The organism is Marinitoga arctica, assembly GCF_054657315.1.
The window spans coordinates 37,052-55,833 of sequence record NZ_BAAHYY010000005.1; the positions used below are offsets into that span (position 1 = coordinate 37,052).

Below are 18,782 nucleotides of genomic sequence, written 5' to 3' on the forward strand. Positions count from 1 at the left end.
TTAAAATTTATATTATAATAATATTTCTTTTAATGTTTCTCTATAATTTTCATTTATATAAATTTTTCCCTTTTCACCAAATAAAATTCTTTCTTTATTTGTAGGTGAATTTCTTGAAATGGCACTTGTAAAAGCTGAAATAGACCTTGTATCTTTTAATTGTAAATCTTTTATAATTTCATTTTTTGAACTTTTTCCTTTTTTTACCATATAAATTAAAAATTCTTTTGTAGAATTTGTTAGTGAATTGATTAACCCTTGTAATTCATTTTTTGACCATTTTTCTTCTGTTATTTTTGAAATTCCAATTAATTCTTTAAAAACTTTTAATCTAACAGATAAATCATTTGATAAAATACCGAAAAGATACTCTGTGGGAAGATTTCCATAATCAATTAAGTCTATAAGTTCTTTTAATAAATTTTCAGACTTAATAATTCCACTATTTAATTCTAAAACATCTAAACTAATTTTTTCATTTCCGTAAATTAAAATTTTCTTTTCAAAATCAATTGAGATACGTAATCTATTAAATAATGATATAATAAACAAGGAAAGAAATTTTTCTTCAACATTTTGAGAAAAAGTTTCAGATTTTAAAAAATCTAGAACTTCGTAGAAATCATTTTTTGAATGTAATTTATCAAAAATTTCGTTTTTTAATTTAGTTTCTTCTTTTATTATATTATCACCAAGAAAAGAATACAATGTTTTGAGTATTTCTTTATACAAAATTATCACCTCTTTGCAATTTTATATTATTAATTATATTATATCAAAAAAAGGAGTGTTTGTATGCAAAAATTTATAATTGTAAATAATAAAAATTATTATAAAAGATTGGACAAATTTTTGAGAAATAATTATTCTAATTTAAAATTAGGATTCATATATAAAATTCTCAGAAAGGGATTTGTATATGTTAATGGTAAAAGAGTTAAAAGACAAGACTTTGAATTAAATATTGGTGATAAGATAGAAGTAAAATATAATGGCCCATTAGATGAAAGAAAAAAAGAAGAAAAAATACTTCCAAGACCTCTTGAACTTGATATTATTTTTGAAGATAAAGATATAATAGCTATAAATAAACCTGCTGGTATATCTGTCCATCCTGGAAGGAATGAGGAGAAAGTTACTATAATAGAGGGGTTATTATTTTATGCTAATGGATCATTTGAGCCACATCTTGTACATAGATTGGATAAACATACTTCTGGAGTGCTTGTAATTGCAAAAAACAAGCAAGTAGCTAGAGAATTAACTGATATTATAAAAGGAAGAGAAATAATAAAAAAATATCAAGCTCTTGTAATTGGAAAATTGAAAAAAGAAAATAAAAAAATTGAAAGTATCCTAGAAGATAAAAAAGCTGTATTATTTTATGATGTATTGGATATTTATAAAATTAAAAATATTGATTTAACATTAGTTGATATAGAATTAAAAACTGGAAGGAAGCATCAAATAAGGAAACAATTTGCAGAAATAAAATGTCCTATAGCCGGAGATAATAAGTATGGAAACTTTGAAATTAATAGGGAATTAAAAAAAATGATAGGGTTAAAAAGATATTTTCTTCATTCATATTTTTTAGAGTTTATATATAAAAATAAAAGATATACATTAATATCTAATTTGACTTATGATTTAAAAAAGGTGTTAGAGAGATTAGGAGGGTAATTGATTGAAAAAAATAAAAAAAACAATATTTTTTCTATCTATTTTATATGCTTTATTAATATTCATATACATTTCTTTCAATGATTTAAAATATTTAAAAGCAGGATACCATATCCTGGATAATAATAGTTTGATTAAACATACTTTTAATATAAATAATAAAAGTATAGATTATTATGAGTATCATGATTTTATTTTAATAAGTGAAAATTCAACTAATATTGAATTAGAGGATTTTAAAAAAATTATAGATAACTTTAATAATATTCTTGTGGCAGAATTTTCTGACTTTGGATATTTATTTGACAAATACAAAATTTTTTTAAATAAATCGGAATTAAGGAAAATTAGATATGCGCATTATATAAAACCAAAAGAAATGGATAAATATAGTGTTAATCAAATTGTTCAAAGATTTTGGAGAGCTTTTTATGAAAGAAGAATAAATATTTTTTATATTCCAGAACATCCAAAAAGAAATATAGTAGTAAAAGAAATAAGAGATAGAATGAAAGATTATAATAATTCTATTCCAAATTTGATGAAAGTAAATAAATACGTTAGTTCAGTAACCACTATTGTAAATTCAATATTATTAGCCTTATATGTTCCTTTATTATCCTTATTATATATAATTATTTTTATATTTTTTAAATCATGGTCATATGTTTATCTTGCTATCGTTTTTTCATTTATTTCATGGATAAAATGGAAAAAGAATTTAAAAATATTTTATATTTTGTTGTTAAATATTTTTTTTGGAATTCTAGTTTATGGAACAGGGTATAATTATCTTTTAATTTACAAAATAGATGTAATAAGAGGTGTAAAATTATTATTGATATTTTTGCCATTTGTTTTATTTTTAGTACAGATAAAAAAATTTAAAATGGGAAAAAAAGATATAATATTATCTTCTATAATTTTATGCTTGATATTTATTTATTATATTTTAAGAAGCGGGAATTTCGGTTTTTCAACAATGTTTGAAAGAAATATAAGAGATTTTCTTGAAAAAACATTTATAGCTAGACCTAGATTCAAGGAACTTTTAGCATACTTTTTTATATTTACAAAACCTCCAACACAGTTTTTTAAAATATTTTGGAATATAGGCCAATCTATATTATTTGTATCTATTTTAGATACATTTTTACATTTTCAAACACCTTTGTATCTAGGTGTTTTGAGAACAATGAATGCTTTTATTATAACTATTGTTATTTATAAAATAATAAGTATTTTATGGAGGGGAAATAATGGAAAAAGAAATTAAAATAAAAGCATTTGATGCAGGAAAGAATATTGATATTCAAATGATAGCAGCTAAGTTGCAATTACCTGTTGTAACAAAATGGGAAATGCCGTTAATTTTAAACTATAATCAAAAGAACGTCCATATATATCAATTTGGAGCATTTGTATTTTTTAACTTTTTAGATAAAGAAATAAAAGAGTTTATTAATTATATAGAGAAATTATTGGAGATAGAAATTAGAACAGATTTTGAAGATGAGTTGTCAATAAATATTATGGAAAATTTTGATAAAAACTTTCATATGGATAATAATAATGAAATATTTTTTATAAAAAAAGACATTATTTCAAGAGAAATTTTTGCTTTAATATCACTTGCTATATCTCAAAGCGTTGCCTTGGAAAGATATGAAAAATTATCAGATGATTTAGAAGAAGATATAGAGAAAACTATTGACAAATATAATAAATATAGACATTTACTCCCTATTATGAGAAATATTGCTATGGGGAAAGCCTTAAATTTAATAAAAACTAGACATGAAATTGTCTCTGATATTATGATTTTAGATAAACCAGCAATTACATGGGAATGGAATATTTATGATGAATTGTATGAAAGCTTATCAAGATTTTTTGAATTATCAAGAAGATATAGAATATTATCTCATAAACTCGATAATGCTCTTGAGAGTTATACGGTTTTGAATGAAATTAATGAAGGATCAAGAGCGAATTTTCTTGAATTTTTAATTGTTGTACTTATTGTGTTTGAAATAATAATGGCATTTTTTCATTAATTTTTTATAAAATGAAAGGAGAAAAGTATGAAAAAAGCAAAATTATTAAATTTTACTATGTTATATAGATTTGGGGATCCATTTGAAACAGAGGCTACAGTTATAGATAAAAAAGAAATTATGTTTGAAGATGCAAAATCTAATGACTTTTTTAAAGTTTTTTTTGAAGAGGAAAAAACAATTTTGACTTTGGGTTTAGATGATGAAGACAAAATATACGGACTAGGAGAAACTTTAGGAGGATTAAATAAAAGAGGTAAAAAATATAGACTTTATGCAACGGATGATCCAATTCATACTCCTGAAAAAGATGCATTGTATAGTTCTCATCCATTTGTGATAATAAGTAACAAGTTTGGTTTTTTTATTGATTTTCCTGGTGAAATTATTTTTGATATAGGATATACCAGATTTGACAAAATGACTATTATTATTCCTTCTAAAAATTTTGATTTATATATATTTAATAAAAATGATAATTTGTCTATTATAAGAGAATATCTAACGTTAACTGGTGAACCTTATATTCCTCCAAAATGGGCATTTGGTTATCAACAATGTCGATGGAGTTATCCTGATGCAGAAACCATAAGAAATATAGCAAAGAATTTTAGAGAAAAAAAGATTCCTTGCGACGCAATATATATGGATATAGATTATATGGAGAACTATAAAGTTTTTACAATTGATGAGAAAAAATTTCCAAATTTTAAGGAATTTGTATTGGAAATGAAAGAACAAGGGTTTAATTTAATTCCTATAATTGATCCAGGAGTAAAAATAGAAAAAGGATATGATATATATGAAGAAGGTGTAAAAAATAATTATTTCTGTAAAGATGATAGTGGAGAATATTTTATAGCAACTGTTTGGCCTGGTTACACGCACTTTCCGGATTTTTTAAATCCTGAAGTTAGAAAATGGTGGGGAGAAAAATATAAATTATTTACTGATTTAGGTATAACAGGTTTTTGGAATGATATGAATGAGCCATCTATATTCTTTGTTCCAAAAACTTTGAAAGAATATCTTAAAAAAATTGATGATTTTAAGGATAAAGAAGTAGGATTAGAGTTTTTTATGATTAAAGATGAAGCGGTGAATTTATCGAATAGAAGAGAATATTACAAGAGTTTTTATCATAACACATCAGAAGGTAATTATACAAATGATGAGTTACATAATTTATATGGATATTATATGGCAAAAGCGACAGTTGAGGAAGGATTTAAAAAATTTATTCCAAATAAAAGATATTTATTATTATCAAGAAGTAGTTATTCTGGTCATCATAGGATAGCTACTATATGGATGGGAGATAATATGTCGTGGTGGGAACATATGTTAGTTAATATACGTATGCTTTTATCCTTAAATATGGCAGGATTCTTCTATACTGGTGCTGATATTGGAGGCTTTGGTGGTAATGCGTCACCAGAATTAGTTGTTAGATGGATGCAATTAGGAGTATTTTCACCTTTATATAGAAATCATTCTGCATTAGGAACAAGAAATCAGGAACCTTGGGCATTTGATGATAAAATAGAAGAAATTTTAAGAAAAACAATTAAAATGAGATATGCTTTGATTCCATATTTATACTCTGAATATTTTAGTTCTATTAACAAGTTAAAACCATTTTTATCACCGCTATTTTTATATTTCAAAGATGATACTTCTATAGATATTGAGGATCAGTTTATGGTTGGAGATTCATTAATGGTTTCTCCTGTAATACAACCAAATGCAAGAGGACGATTTGTTCATTTACCTGAAGTAAAGTGGTTAAATTTATTAAATTACAAGGTATATGATCCAGGAGATTATTATATAAAGGCTGATTTAAAAGATATTCCAATGTTCATAAAAGAAAATTCTTTAATAGTTTTAAATGAAGAAGATACAAATTACGTAAATGAAAAACCTATAAAGGAATTAACTGTAATTGGTTTAGTTACAGATAAAGCTGAATTTGTATACTTTGAAGATGATGGTGAAACATACGAATTTAAAAACGGGAAATATGCAAAGATTAAAATATTTGTTATTAAAAATGGAAAATATTTTAATTATGAAATTGTTAAAGATGAAAATAATGAGTATCTATCTAATATTGAGAGTATAAAATTTGAAATATTTGATGAAAAAGGAGAAAAACATACAGCAGTTTTGGAAATATAAATAAAGGATAAAAATATTATAAAAATTAAAATGCAACTTTTTACCAATAATTTAGTAAGAAAATATATATCATCAAAAAAAGCCCCTGCGAACAGGGGCTTTTTTCAATTATTGGAAATAACAGGTTTATAAATCACTAATTTTTGACCAACAAAAATTAAATTAGGATTTTTAATATTATTCCATTTTGCTATTGCATAAGGATTTACATTATACATTCTACCTAATTTGAATAAAGTATCACCTGTTTTTACATTGTACATTATGTCAGTTGCAACGTACCAATTATTATCTACTTTTGCTTCAATTGTTTTATGTTCCATAATATAATCTGCTATTAATTCAGATACTTCCATCATTACTTCTTTTACAACAGGTTTTCCAGCAAACATTGAGTAACCTCCGCCGCCGCCTGCTCTGTAATTATTTAATACGATTTCATATTCTTTATCCATTTCAATAGGCATTCCATCGTATTCTAACCAAACAACTCTTTCGCCGACAGGTTTTGATACATCAATAATGTAGTTAATTCCTTCCCACATATCATAGTTATAATGTCTTGGTTTTGGTTCTACCCATGATTTATTAACGTCAACTTTTCCATTTTCGTATACAAAATAATCAGCACTTTTCTCAATTGCATCTTTTATATCTTTTCCTGATACTTTTAATACTTTTAAAGTATTTGGATATATATAGACACCATTTATATCCCTTAGTGTAACAGGGCCTGATTTCCATCCCTTAATTTCGTTATTAAATAAAGCTGTTGAAGAAATTTTTACACCAGAATATGTTTGTTGTACTGTATTTACAAATTCAATTAATGGATGATCTGCTAATCTAACTTTTAATGGATCATATACATAAAAATCACCTTTAGCTGTTCCTACTGGTTGATCCAACCATTCTTGTACTTTATCTTCATAATCTTGAACTAATGCTAATACTTCTGGATCTGATTCAACTTTTTTTGAATCTAATAGTTCTGATTTTTTTGCAACAACCTTCCAATTTCCATCAGAATTATCCAAAGTCAATTCAATTCTTCCAACTTTTTTACCCCAACTACTTGGCATTGATATTGCTACATTATTATATACTCCTGATAATGATCTATGTTGATGTCCTGTAAGTAATACATCAATACCTGGAACTTCTGTTAATAATTGATATGCTTGATTTTCGCCGGTTAATTCTTCCGTTGGCTCGCCTGTTTTTAAATCTCTTTCGAAACCGCCATGATAACCTACAATTAAAACATCAACTTTTTCTTGTTCTCTTAATATTTTTACATACTTTTTTGCAACCTCAACAGGATCATAAAAATCTAAATTTCTAATATTTTTAGGATCTTCCCAATGAGGGATATATTTTGTAGTTAATCCTAATATTCCAATTTTCACACCTTTGTAATCAAAAACCATATAAGGTTTATAAACAGGTTTACCAGTGTCTCTATCAACAATATTAGCGCTTAAAAATGGGAAGTTTGCTTCTGAAATAGCTTTATTTAGAATATTTTTCCCATAGTTAAATTCATGGTTTCCAAGAACAGATGCTATGTACCCAAGATGATTCATAACTTTTACCATTGGATCTATAGGTTGATTGTCTATTCTTGCATGGTAATATTCAAGTGGGGTACCCTGTATTAAATCCCCCGTATCGATTAATAAAACATTAGGATTTTTTTCTTTTTCCATTTTATAGAACGTGGCAACTCTACCTAGACCTACATAATATGGTGAATTTGTTGCATAATTTACTGGAAAAATATTTCCATGTAAATCACTTGTGTGTAAAATAACCAAATTCATCTGCTCTGCAAAGACAAATAAACTAATAATCAAAATACTAAACAAAATAAAAAGTTTTTTCATTTTTACACCCCCTGTTTTATTATGGTAATTCTATTATACCACTTTTTTTATTAAATTAAAATTGGGTTATTAATAATAAATTTAATATTCCATATAAATTTTATTATTAATAATATCAATAAATTTGAAATTTATGTGGTCATTTATTTCTATTATAAGGATGCTATGAGGGGTATTATTTTTCGGTATAGAAACACTTCCAGGATTTATTATTGTAATATCCTCCATTTTTTCAAAATTTATGATATGTGTGTGACCATGAATTAAATATTGACATTTGTATTTTTTAGCTAAAGATAGTGCATCTTCTAAATTAGGATCCCAACCGTGAGTGAAGAAAAAATTATATGAGGAATAACTTTCTACAGCATATGGAGTTTGCTCAGGTATATTTAATAGTTTTAAGTCTATAGGAGAATCACAGTTTCCTGTTATAAAGGTTCTTTTTTTAAAATTTTTTAATAATTTAGATAATTCCATCGGATCATATCCAACAGGTAATGGATTTCTAGGTCCATGATATAAATAATCTCCTAGATGTATGATCCTATCAACATCTTTAAGATAATTAAATGCTTTTTCAAAATAAAATAATGAACCATGAGTATCACTTAAGATCCCTAATTTCATTTTTATACCTCCTGTAAAATTATCTTTTTATAGTGCTATTTTTATCATACACACATTTTTAGAAAAATTCAAGATATAAATAATCTTTTTTAAATTTAAAAATATAGGTATTTTATATATGTAAAATATGATATAATAAATAAAAATCTATATTTTTGAGGGGGAAAGGCTATGGAAATTTTATTTTTAGGAACAGCAGCTTCAGAAGGTTTTCCAAATCCATTTTGTTCTTGTGAAAATTGTCAAAAAGCAAGAGAAGAAGGTAAAAAAAGTATAAGATTAAGATCGAGTGTTATGATTGATGAAAGCATCTTGATCGATTTTGGTCCGGATATTGTAGCCTCATCTAATCGATTTGGGAAAAACCTTTCTAAAATTAAACATCTTTTGATTACTCATGGGCATTCAGATCATTTGTTTTTTTATAATTTTGAATATAGAAATCCTATTTTTTCTGGTTCTTTTGATGAATTGCACCATATTGATTTAATAGTTCCTGATAAATTAGGTGGGGTATTGAAAGAAAATGTAGAACTTCCTAAAATTAGTTTAATGTCCGTAGAGCCTTTTAAAACATTGCATTTAAATGGCTATATAATTCATACATTGAAGGCTAATCATACATCATTATACGGTGAAACTCCTTTGAATTATATTATAGAAAAAGATGGAATAAAAGTGTTATATGCTGTTGATTCTGGTAAAATTCTGTCTGAAAGCTTAGAATTTATAAAAAATGAATTAAAATATTTGGATGTAGTTATTTTAGATGGAACAATGGGATTTAATAAAAAATATGAATATCATATGGGATATGAAGAAGTATTAGAAACGAAGAAAATATTATTAAACGATAAAATTATAGATGAAAATTCTAATCTTATAGTAACCCATTTTTCGCATTTGCATAATCCAGTTCATTCAGAACTTGAGAAAATTTATACTAAAAGCAATATAATTCCAGCATTTGATGGACTTAAGATAAAAAAATGACGGCTTGAAGGCCGTCATTTTAATTATTTCGAAATTGCAGTTTTAATTTTTTCTACAGCTTCTTTTAAAGCTTGTGCGGGTTCTAATTGGCCATTGATTATTTGACTTAAAGCGTCACCCATTGGTCCCCATACTGCACCCATCTCTGGAACATTTGGCATTGGTTCTCCGCCTGCAGCACTCTTTACAAATGCATCAACGATATCTTTTGGAACTGGACCACCTTTTTCTTCAATTATTTTTGCAACATCTGTTCTTGCTGGTAATCTTGGATCTGCTAAATAGAATTGGTAAACACCTTCTTTTGTTGCTAAATAATTAATAACAAATTCTTTTGCTAATGCTTTATTTTCGCTTCTTGCATTAACCATTAAACCTTGAACGCCAACGAAAGGTTTTCCAAAATGACCATCTGATAATTCTAATTCTGTTAAAGGTAATACACCAAAGTCAATACCAGCGTTTATATAATCTTTTACTGCCCAAGGTCCATTAATAATCATAGCAGCTAAACCATCTTTGAACATTGAATCCATTGTTCCATAATTCGCACCTTGAGGAATTAATCCATCATCAAAGAATGATTTTATTAACTCAGCACCTTTAATTGCACCTTCATTATCTAATCCAATATTACTTACATCATAGCCATTTTCTTTAGTCCATTTAAATACATATCCACCATTTCCAGCGATAAAACCATAGGAGAAATAGAAATTACCAGCATCATATACAAATCCTAATGTTTCATCAGTTGTATATTCAGCAGCAATAGATTTTAATTCTTCAATTGTTTTTGGAGCTTCTTCAACATAATCTTTATTGTATAATAATGCAACAGCTTCTATAGCATATGGAACACCATATAATTTTCCATTCACTGTAAATGCGTTTAAACCTGATTCAGCAAAATTTGCTGCATCTATTGCTGAAAATGGTATAGAATCAATTAATCCATTTTCTACTAATTCTCCAACCCAATCGTGAGCCCCAATGATAATATCTGGACCTTCACCAGCTTGAGCGGCTGTTAAGAATTTTGATTTAATGTCACCAAAGTTTACTTGTTGCACTTCTACTAAAATACCGGTATCTCTTGTGAATTTTTCCCCTAAAGTTTTAATGAAATCAACTTGTTTTTCTGATGACCAAACAACTATCTTGTTTGAAACAGCAAAGATAGAAGTAAATACAAATAATGCTAATAATGATAATACTACAATCTTTTTCATCTTATACCCTCCCTTAAAATTTATTATATGAAACTGTTACATTCTAATTATAACATAAAAAACTACTTTTTTCTATGTTGTTTATTATTATTACTATTATTTAACTTAGAATAATATGAAATATTTTTGATTATGATAAAAAATGGTTATTTTATAACTAGATATGTAATATTTTGAGTTATTAATTCATAATCAGAAAAATACAAATTGTATATTTCATCAGTAAATATATTTGACTCTATTTCAAATATGGCAGTATTATTAGAATAATTATAAGAAAATAATTTAAAATTATTTTTTATTCTATTAGTTAAAGTTTTATACTCATCATTTGAAATGTTTAATACAACAATTTGTACTGGTAACCCGTTAGCAAGATAATCCATCCATGTTTTTAAAATAGATTTTGCAAGCTTTTCTCCGGCAATTTCAGCACTTTTTTTTGATGCAGTTTTAATTGCGCCTAATTCTGTAATATCAGAACCACCTGATTCAGTTGAAATACTTGAAATTAATTTTCCTGTAGCAGTCCAATAAGCTTTTAGTGTAATTTTACTACGTGCAGTTTTTAAATTATAATATTCTCCAGAATATTCAGCAGTTATATTCCCTGTAATTAAAATATCTAATCCTTCATTAGATAACTGAGTTTTATCAGAAATTTCTCTTATTCTATTAGAATCAAATAGATTAAATCCATATTTTTTAAGTTCCGATTCTATAGTTATTTCAGAAATATTATTTATATTTTTATTATCAGAATTTATAATAACCCCAATTTTTGGTTTTTTCATTTGTTGAAGAATATAAAAATAGTCATTTTCGTCAATATTATTTGCAACTTTATATTTTGCTTTAACAATATATATACCATTTTCAACATTTTTTTCCAGAATTTTTGAATCTTTTATAAATCCATAAGTTTTTGATAAAATTGTTTTATCAACTAACTTAAAATTTTTTACAGTGGTTTGATTATATATTTTCATTCCAACAACATTTTGTAATGCTTGAATTCTAGCATTACTTTCAGCATCTTCAAAACTAATACCCCTTCCTTCAACTATAATTTCCGTATAACCTAAATCTTTAGAAGAGAAATATTCGTATGGTTCTGTTTTTGGTTGTGAAGAGCATGAAAATAAAAGAAAAGACACTATTATTATAGTAGAATAAAATAAAATAGTTTTTAAAAAATAAGTTTTTTTCTTCATATTTATCCCCCTTTAAAGTAGTAAATTCCATTATTTTCTACTATTAAATCTTCCATTGTTAATATTGTCAAACGTTGTAAGATTAAGGAAGGTGATTTATTTGTATAGTAAATAATTTTTTCTAATGAATTATATCCATTAGAAATAGCTTCGATAATTTTAATATCTAAATAGTTTTTAATTTTGTTAATAAAAGGTTTATCATCTGAGATATTAAATATTTCTTTTAAATGAGTTTCAGAGATAATGGGTGTTGCCCCGTTGTATATCAAATTATTTGTTCCCTGTGAATTTTTTTTGGTTATGTCACCAGGAACAGCATAAACATCTATACCAGATTCTATAGCTAATCTTGCAGTTATTAATGAACCACTTTTTTGCGCAGCTTCTATAACAATAATATTTTCACTTAATCCTACAATAATTCTATTTCTTTCTGGAAATCTAAAAGGTTGTGCTGGAGTACCAGGAGCATATTCTGATATAATACAACCGTTATTTTCTAATATTTCATTGTATAAATTACTATTAGAAGCTGGATATGGTTTATCTATCCCACTCCCAAGAATAGCAATAGTACCATTTTTTAGTGCACCTTTATGAGCAAAAGAATCAATTCCATAAGCCATACCACTAATTATAATATATTTTTTAGATAAAATTTCAGAAAAAGAGAGAGCGATATTTTTTCCATAAGAAGTGCACTTTCTTGATCCTACAATACCTATTGCTTCTTTTTTTAATAGTTTAATATTTCCTTTTATATATAAAACAAGAGGAGGATTAAAAATTCTTTTTAATTTTTCAGGATATTCATCATCTACATAAGTTATAACTATTATATTTTTTTGTTCAAGCGAGGTATAATATTCATCTAATTTTTCTTCATCTATTATAGGTACTTTGTTTTCTTTAATTTTCTTTAGGATAGATTCATTGGATTCTTTTAAAAATTCTTTCATCCAAATAATACTATCTCGAACCATTTAGAACATCCTTTTTATGTTCTTTAATTTCTTTAGTTAAGAAATAATTTAATGTTGTCCTAATTGCTATAATTGTAGCTAATTGTCCTATATCATTCCATGTTGGTGCTACAGTTGTTTTTATAATACTAGAACCAATTAAAAAACCTAACCCTAAAGAAAAAGAGTGGCCCAATTCTAGTCTGCTTTCCCAAACACTTTCTTCAGACTTCCCGCCAAGTAAAACATCCTTTAAAAATATAGAAAATCCTTTAATTATACCGAAGACTATTACTATTATTGCCATAATATATGATATATCTGATACATAACCTACGACAAGTTCTACTACATTATGCAAAGTCAAATATAATCCCTCCTTTTTAAATTCTTTACAAATATTTTACCATAAACACTAAAAAAATAAAAGGACAATCAAAAGATTGTCCTTATAAATTTATTACTTCAAGATTTATTGGCATTTCCTTTGAACGATAAATTTTAAAATAAAAGTTCATTAAGTCAGGAAATTTTTTGAATCTTTTTGGCTCTCTTAACATTCTATATAACCATTCAAGACCAAAAATTTGGAATGTTTTTGGAGCTCTATGCACTTTTCCAGATATAACATCAATACTTCCACCTACCCCCATAGCCATTTTAATGTTTAATTTATGAAGGTTTTTATATATAAACTCTTCTTGTTTAGGAACCCCCATACCTGCAAATAATATTTCAGCTTCACTTGAATTTATTTTTTTTATAACTTCATCAGTATTTTCGAAATATCCATGATGTGTACCGACAATATTTATATTAGGGAATTTTTTTTCTAATTGTAATTTAGCTTTTTCTGATACACCAGGTTTTGAACCTAATAAAAATATCTTATGTTCTTGCCATTCACATATCTTTAACATAGTATCTATTCCTGGGCAACGTTCAGTTTTATATCCCCACTTTTCAAGATATTTAACAACTCCTATACCATCAGGAATGGATATTGTAGAATTTTGAAGTTCATATTTGTATTCATCATTTTTAAAATATTCTAGGAACATTAGAGCATTTAAGGTTACAACCCAAACCTTTTCTTCTGAATTAATTTTTCTTTTTATGAAATTCCACATTTCTTCTTTCTTTCCTGATAATAATCTTAGTCCAAATAATTGAATCATTTGAGTCACGTCATTCCCACCTTTTAATAATCGCTTCTATTTATTTTTTCTTTATCTTTACCTTAAATACCTAATAAATTACAATTTATATGTTAAAATATATATTGGTATATTATTTGGAATTCAAAGTATTCATCAATTTTATATTTTACCATATTTCCAAATATATTTATTAATATGTATGTTAATATTTAGTATAAAAATGGAGGTTGATTATATGGATAATAAAAAAAGTGCTATTGATAGATTTATAGATAAATCATTTAAAGAAATTATACCAGATGAACTACCAGTTATAGCAACAAGGGCTAAATTAGTTATTTTTCCAAATTCTGTTTTACCGATGTTAATTGGTAGGAAAAAATCAATTAAAGCATTGGAGGAATCATTAGAAAAGTATAATAATTTATTATTTTTCGTTTCTCAAAAAGAAATTGAACTTGAAGATCCTACTGTAGAAGATTTATTTAAAATCGGAACTGTTGGAAGAATTGTTCAAATAGCAAAGTTGCCAGATGGAGAATATAAAATTCTAGTAGAAGGATTAAAAAGGGCTGAGGTAAAGGAAGTTTTAGAAACAAATGAAATGTTTAAATTTAAAATAAAAACTATTGAAAGAAAGTATAAAGTAACAAAGACATTAGAGGCATTGGTGAGAAAAGTAAAAACTTTATTTGAAAAGTATATTAGTTTAACTAAAAAATTTCCTCAAGAAGCAATAATGGTGTTAGAAGACACTAATGATCCTGAAGTAATAAGTGATTTAATAGCCTCTGTTTTACCTCTGGAGTTAGATGAAAAGCAAGAATTATTGGAAGAATTACATCCCAAAAAAAGATTAGAACTAGAATTAGAAATTTTGATGAGGGAAATTGAATTACTTGAAATCGAAGAAGTTTTAGAATCAAAAGTGAGAGAAAAAATAGAAAAAGGTCAAAAAGAATATTACCTTAGAGAAAAATTAAAAGCTATTCAAGAAGAGCTTTCTGGTGAGAGCGATGAAGAAATTAAAGAACTTAAAGAAAAAATAGAAAGTTTGGATTTGCCAGAATATGTAAAAGAAAAAGCAGAGCATGAATTATCAAGACTTGAAAAAATGTCATCCTATTCACCAGAAGCAAATGTTGTTAGAACCTATTTGGATTGGATTATAAATTTACCTTGGAATAAGAAAACAACAGATCGGTTAGATATAAAAGAAGCAGAAAAATTATTAAATAAAAATCATTATGGTTTGAAAGAACCTAAAGAAAGGATTTTAGAGTTTTTAGCTATTAGAAAATTATCAGATAAACCAAAATCACCAATATTATGTTTTGTAGGAGCTCCAGGTGTTGGAAAAACTTCTTTAGGTCGTTCAGTAGCAGAAGCTTTAGGAAGGAAATTTGGTCGTATTTCTTTAGGTGGAATGAGAGATGAAGCTGAAATTAGAGGACACAGAAGAACTTATGTTGGTGCAATGCCGGGTAGAATAATACAATTAATAAAAAAATTAGATGTTAAAAATCCTGTTATAGTTTTAGATGAAATAGATAAATTAGGAATTTCGTATCAAGGCGATCCTTCAGCAGCATTATTAGAAGTTTTAGATCCTGAACAAAATAATAGTTTTATAGATCATTATATTGAATTACCTTTTGATTTATCAGAAGTTATTTTTATTACAACAGCAAATGTTTTACATACTATTCCTTCAGCGTTAAGGGATAGAATGGAAATTATACATATTCCTGGATATACTGATGCTGAAAAATATTACATAGCTAAAGATTATATTATTCCAAAACTATTGGAAGAACACGGATTAAACAAAAACAATATAAAGATAAACAAAGTATCATTACAAAAGATAATATCAGAATATACAAGAGAAGCTGGTGTAAGATCATTGGAGCGTGTATTAGCCAAATTGATGAGAAAGGTAGCATTAAAAATAGCAGAAGGAGAAGAAAAAGTTACAATTAAAAGTAATGATATTAAGGAATTTTTAGGAGCACCACCTTATTTTAAATCAGATAAATTACCGAAACCTGAAATAGGAGTAGCTACTGGAATGGCATGGACTGCATATGGAGGTGAAATATTACAAGTTGAAACTCTTATTACATCTGGTAAAGGGAAAATTATTATTACAGGAAAATTAGGAGATGTAATGAAAGAATCAGCTCAAATAGCTTTAACATTATCAAAATCGTTAATAGAAGAAATGGATAACACATTAATTGAAAAATTTGATAATTGTAATTTCCATATTCACGTTCCAGAAGGAGCTGTTCCAAAAGATGGACCATCAGCGGGAGTAACATTAACTACATCTATAATTTCATCAATTATTAAAAAGCCAATAAATAATGAAATAGCAATGACTGGTGAAATCACCTTAATGGGTAAAGTGTTACCAGTAGGTGGAATTAAAGAAAAATTATTATCTGCTTATAGAAGCGGAATAAATGAGGTTATAATTCCTAAAGATAATGAAAAAGATTTAGAAAAAATACCTGAGGAAATATTAAAGAAAATAAAAGTTTATAGAGTTAACAATATAAAAGAAGTATTAAAAATAGCATTATTGGAGGAATGAAAATGTTTAAAAAAGTAGAACTGATAAAAACAGCTTATATTAAAGGAGATTATCCTCCGCCATTAAAATCTGAAATAGCATTTGCAGGACGATCTAATGTTGGAAAATCAAGTTTGTTAAATAAATTATTTGGTATAAAAATAGCAAAAATTAGTTCCAATCCTGGAAAAACAAGATCTATTAATTTTTATAATGTGAATAATAAAGGATATTTAGTTGATTTGCCAGGGTATGGTTTTGCAAATGTTTCAAAAGCAGAAAAAAAGAAATGGGCAGATTTATTAGAAGATTATTTTACTAATCGTTATTCGTTACAGATGATTTTTTTATTGATAGATCATCGACATGAACCTCAAAAAAAAGATATAGAAATGATCCAATGGCTTAAAGAACTTGAAATACCTTTTATGATTATTCTTACTAAGTTAGACAAATTAAAGAAATCCGAGAGACAAAAAAAATTGAATATCATAAAATCTAGCTTATCCAAATTTGGCGAATTTATATATTTTCCAGTGTCATCAAAAACAGGAGAAGGTATAGGTTTATTAAAGAATGAAATAGAAAGATATATAAAATAAAATGATGGCTGATATTATCAGCCATCATTTTATTAATTAACCATTACATTCAGGGCATAATCCATATATTTTCAAGTCATAATCCTTTATTTCTAGATTTTCAAAAGGTAATAAATCTTTTAATTTCTCTTTTGATATTTCAACTTTTGTTGCCTTTCCGCAATTTTCGCAAATAATCAAAGCATTTGATGTTTCTTCCACATCTTCTATTAATTCATAACGTGGGTTTCCATCTTCAAATTCAACTTTTCTTATTATACCTAAATCTTCTAAAAGGTCAATACCTCTTTTTACTGTCATTTTGCTTGTTTTATGATTTTTACTCTTTCTTATGTGCATATAAACGTCATCTAAACTCATTAATCTTCCTTTAGATTCCATAAATATTTTTAAAATTAACTCCCTTTGTGCAGTCATTCTTTGTTTTTTATCTCTTAGAACTTTTTTTAGAATTTGTTGGGACATAATGCAAAATCCGCCTCCTCGTATTTTATTCGATTCAATTTTACAGCAAAAAAAATACTTTTTGATTTAAACATTATTAAAATTGTGTTCCCTTTTATTTAATTCAAACAGTATGTATATCTATTTTCCAACCAGTAATTTTTGCTGCAGCTCGAGCGTTTTGCCCACCTTTTCCAATAGCTAAGGATAATTGATTTTCTGGGACGTGAACTAATGCTATTTTATTTCTATTATCTAATTTAATATCTAAAACTTGTGCAGGGGCTAATGCATTTTTTATTAATTCTTCAATGTCTTCAGACCATTTTATTACATCTATTTTTTCTAAGTTTTTCAAATCTTCGAGAATTTGGCTAATTCTTACACCATTTTCCCCGATGCATGCTCCAACAGGATCAATTTTTGGATCTTCAGAATACACTGCAATTTTACTTCTAATACCAGGTTCTCTATAAAGCTTTTTAATTTTTACAATACCATCTTCGATTTCAGGTATATTCATTTTAAATAATTCTTCAATAAATTCTGGAGCACTTCTAGTAACTAAAATTTTCGGACCTTTTGTTGTCTTTTGAACACTTTTTATATAAACCTTGATAATATCTCCAGAATATAAAGATTCATTTGGTATCCATTCTTTTTTAGGTAATTTTGTTTCTAATTTTCCTATTCGTATATCTGCGTAATCATTTGTAACCAATAAAACTTCTGCAGTTGTAATTTTCCCTTCAAGCGGAGAATATTTATGATATAAATTTTCTTTTTCTATTTCCCTAATACTTTGTTTAATAACTTGTTTAGCAGTTTGTGCGGCTATTCTTTTAAATTCTTTTTTAGGGTTAATTTTCTTTTTTACAAAATCTCCTATTTGAACTTTAGAATTGATTTTTTTTGCTTCTTCTAAAGAAGTTTCTTCTCCTTCATTTTCAACGTTTTCAACAACTTTTAAAATTTGATATATTGAGATTTCACCATGATTTTTATCTACAATAACCTCAACATTTTCCATTTCATAGTTATTTTTATAAGCTTTTTCAATAGCTTTTTCAATTATTTCTAATAATAATTCTTTTTTTATATCTTTTTCTCTTTCTAATTCTTCTAATGCTTCGATTAAAACAACATTCATGTAATCA

17 protein-coding genes are annotated in these 18,782 nt (G+C 26.3%); 7 read left to right on the forward strand and 10 right to left on the reverse strand.

The window, feature by feature from the left end; translation table 11 throughout:
* Positions 1 to 12: 12 nt before the first annotated feature.
* Positions 13 to 732: a hypothetical protein gene (locus ACYQ44_RS02525; RefSeq protein ID WP_459994980.1), complete on the reverse strand. Its 720-nt coding sequence runs from the start codon at positions 730 to 732 to the stop codon at positions 13 to 15.
* A gap of 63 nt (positions 733 to 795) precedes the next feature.
* Here ACYQ44_RS02525 and ACYQ44_RS02530 point away from each other — a divergent pair, with 63 nt between their 5' ends.
* Genes ACYQ44_RS02530 through ACYQ44_RS02545 form a run of 4 tightly spaced genes read left to right on the forward strand, consistent with a single transcriptional unit; the run spans position 796 to position 5,921 of the window.
* The gene (locus ACYQ44_RS02530) at positions 796 to 1,683 is read left to right on the forward strand and encodes an RluA family pseudouridine synthase (protein WP_459994981.1); all 888 of its coding nucleotides are present in this window, start codon (positions 796 to 798) and stop codon (positions 1,681 to 1,683) included.
* Between the two features lie 4 nt (positions 1,684 to 1,687).
* Positions 1,688 to 2,959, forward strand: a complete 1,272-nt coding sequence (locus ACYQ44_RS02535; protein WP_459994983.1) for a DUF5693 family protein — start codon at positions 1,688 to 1,690, stop codon at positions 2,957 to 2,959.
* Entirely contained in the window at positions 2,943 to 3,740 is a 798-nt protein-coding gene (locus ACYQ44_RS02540) for an RMD1 family protein (RefSeq protein ID WP_459994985.1), read from the forward strand. The genes ACYQ44_RS02535 and ACYQ44_RS02540 overlap by 17 nt, the downstream gene beginning before the upstream one ends.
* Before the next feature lie 27 nt (positions 3,741 to 3,767).
* Positions 3,768 to 5,921: a TIM-barrel domain-containing protein gene (locus ACYQ44_RS02545; RefSeq protein WP_459994987.1), complete on the forward strand. Its 2,154-nt coding sequence runs from the start codon at positions 3,768 to 3,770 to the stop codon at positions 5,919 to 5,921.
* Positions 5,922 to 6,025: 104 nt separating this feature from the next.
* On the opposite strand, the gene ACYQ44_RS02550 is transcribed toward ACYQ44_RS02545, so the two are convergent.
* A complete protein-coding gene (locus ACYQ44_RS02550; protein ID WP_459994989.1) occupies positions 6,026 to 7,807 on the reverse strand; it encodes a 5'-nucleotidase C-terminal domain-containing protein in 1,782 nt (593 codons plus the stop codon).
* An 81-nt stretch (positions 7,808 to 7,888) separates the two neighbouring features.
* Complete coding sequence (yfcE, locus tag ACYQ44_RS02555) at positions 7,889 to 8,437, reverse strand: phosphodiesterase (protein ID WP_459994991.1); 549 nt, start codon at positions 8,435 to 8,437, stop codon at positions 7,889 to 7,891.
* Between the two features lie 171 nt (positions 8,438 to 8,608).
* On the opposite strand from yfcE, the gene ACYQ44_RS02560 reads away from it, so the two are divergent.
* Positions 8,609 to 9,430, forward strand: coding sequence for an MBL fold metallo-hydrolase (locus ACYQ44_RS02560; RefSeq protein ID WP_459994993.1), 822 nt, complete (start codon positions 8,609 to 8,611; stop codon positions 9,428 to 9,430).
* A 23-nt stretch (positions 9,431 to 9,453) separates the two neighbouring features.
* On the opposite strand, the gene malE is transcribed toward ACYQ44_RS02560, so the two are convergent.
* The 5 genes from malE to ACYQ44_RS02585 form a co-directional block, all read right to left on the reverse strand.
* Entirely contained in the window at positions 9,454 to 10,662 is a 1,209-nt protein-coding gene (gene malE, locus ACYQ44_RS02565) for a maltose/maltodextrin ABC transporter substrate-binding protein MalE (protein ID WP_459994994.1), read from the reverse strand.
* A 146-nt stretch (positions 10,663 to 10,808) separates the two neighbouring features.
* Positions 10,809 to 11,876: a hypothetical protein gene (locus ACYQ44_RS02570; protein WP_459994995.1), complete on the reverse strand. Its 1,068-nt coding sequence runs from the start codon at positions 11,874 to 11,876 to the stop codon at positions 10,809 to 10,811.
* Between the two features lie 2 nt (positions 11,877 to 11,878).
* The gene (gene dprA / locus ACYQ44_RS02575; protein WP_459994997.1) at positions 11,879 to 12,862 is read right to left on the reverse strand and encodes a DNA-processing protein DprA; all 984 of its coding nucleotides are present in this window, start codon (positions 12,860 to 12,862) and stop codon (positions 11,879 to 11,881) included.
* Positions 12,849 to 13,208, reverse strand: coding sequence for a DUF1622 domain-containing protein (locus ACYQ44_RS02580; RefSeq protein ID WP_459994999.1), 360 nt, complete (start codon positions 13,206 to 13,208; stop codon positions 12,849 to 12,851). Before ACYQ44_RS02580 ends, dprA begins: the two co-directional genes overlap by 14 nt.
* An 82-nt stretch (positions 13,209 to 13,290) precedes the next feature.
* Complete coding sequence (locus tag ACYQ44_RS02585) at positions 13,291 to 14,019, reverse strand: WecB/TagA/CpsF family glycosyltransferase (protein WP_459995093.1); 729 nt, start codon at positions 14,017 to 14,019, stop codon at positions 13,291 to 13,293.
* Positions 14,020 to 14,236: 217 nt separating this feature from the next.
* Between ACYQ44_RS02585 and lon the strand changes: the two genes are divergently transcribed.
* A complete protein-coding gene (gene lon / locus ACYQ44_RS02590; RefSeq protein WP_459995001.1) occupies positions 14,237 to 16,600 on the forward strand; it encodes an endopeptidase La in 2,364 nt (787 codons plus the stop codon).
* Positions 16,601 to 16,602: 2 nt separating this feature from the next.
* The gene (gene yihA, locus ACYQ44_RS02595; RefSeq protein ID WP_459995002.1) at positions 16,603 to 17,181 is read left to right on the forward strand and encodes a ribosome biogenesis GTP-binding protein YihA/YsxC; all 579 of its coding nucleotides are present in this window, start codon (positions 16,603 to 16,605) and stop codon (positions 17,179 to 17,181) included.
* Between the two features lie 36 nt (positions 17,182 to 17,217).
* Here the strand turns inward: yihA and ACYQ44_RS02600 are convergent, their stop codons facing one another.
* Both ACYQ44_RS02600 and nusA read right to left on the reverse strand, forming a co-directional pair.
* Positions 17,218 to 17,646 (reverse strand): Fur family transcriptional regulator, encoded by a 429-nt coding sequence (locus ACYQ44_RS02600; protein WP_459995003.1) that lies wholly within the window; start codon positions 17,644 to 17,646, stop codon positions 17,218 to 17,220.
* A gap of 103 nt (positions 17,647 to 17,749) precedes the next feature.
* On the reverse strand, positions 17,750 to 18,775 hold the full coding sequence (nusA, locus tag ACYQ44_RS02605) for a transcription termination factor NusA (protein WP_459995004.1): 1,026 nt from the start codon (positions 18,773 to 18,775) through the stop codon (positions 17,750 to 17,752).
* Positions 18,776 to 18,782 lie beyond the last annotated feature (7 nt).

What these genes read in the sequence shown, in the direction of transcription:
- yfcE (WP_459994991.1), bottom strand. Translation starts at nt 8,437, where the DNA reads ATGAAATTAGGGATCTTAAGTGATACTCATGGTTCATTATTTTATTTT.
- ACYQ44_RS02540 (WP_459994985.1), top strand. Translation starts at nt 2,943, where the DNA reads ATGGAAAAAGAAATTAAAATAAAAGCATTTGATGCAGGAAAGAATATT.
- ACYQ44_RS02545 (WP_459994987.1), top strand. Translation starts at nt 3,768, where the DNA reads ATGAAAAAAGCAAAATTATTAAATTTTACTATGTTATATAGATTTGGG.
- malE (WP_459994994.1), bottom strand. Translation starts at nt 10,662, where the DNA reads ATGAAAAAGATTGTAGTATTATCATTATTAGCATTATTTGTATTTACT.
- ACYQ44_RS02550 (WP_459994989.1), bottom strand. Translation starts at nt 7,807, where the DNA reads ATGAAAAAACTTTTTATTTTGTTTAGTATTTTGATTATTAGTTTATTT.
- ACYQ44_RS02600 (WP_459995003.1), bottom strand. Translation starts at nt 17,646, where the DNA reads ATGTCCCAACAAATTCTAAAAAAAGTTCTAAGAGATAAAAAACAAAGA.
- ACYQ44_RS02570 (WP_459994995.1), bottom strand. Translation starts at nt 11,876, where the DNA reads ATGAAGAAAAAAACTTATTTTTTAAAAACTATTTTATTTTATTCTACT.
- dprA (WP_459994997.1), bottom strand. Translation starts at nt 12,862, where the DNA reads ATGGTTCGAGATAGTATTATTTGGATGAAAGAATTTTTAAAAGAATCC.
- yihA (WP_459995002.1), top strand. Translation starts at nt 16,603, where the DNA reads ATGTTTAAAAAAGTAGAACTGATAAAAACAGCTTATATTAAAGGAGAT.
- ACYQ44_RS02585 (WP_459995093.1), bottom strand. Translation starts at nt 14,019, where the DNA reads ATGATTCAATTATTTGGACTAAGATTATTATCAGGAAAGAAAGAAGAA.
- ACYQ44_RS02560 (WP_459994993.1), top strand. Translation starts at nt 8,609, where the DNA reads ATGGAAATTTTATTTTTAGGAACAGCAGCTTCAGAAGGTTTTCCAAAT.
- ACYQ44_RS02530 (WP_459994981.1), top strand. Translation starts at nt 796, where the DNA reads ATGCAAAAATTTATAATTGTAAATAATAAAAATTATTATAAAAGATTG.
- nusA (WP_459995004.1), bottom strand. Translation starts at nt 18,775, where the DNA reads ATGAATGTTGTTTTAATCGAAGCATTAGAAGAATTAGAAAGAGAAAAA.
- lon (WP_459995001.1), top strand. Translation starts at nt 14,237, where the DNA reads ATGGATAATAAAAAAAGTGCTATTGATAGATTTATAGATAAATCATTT.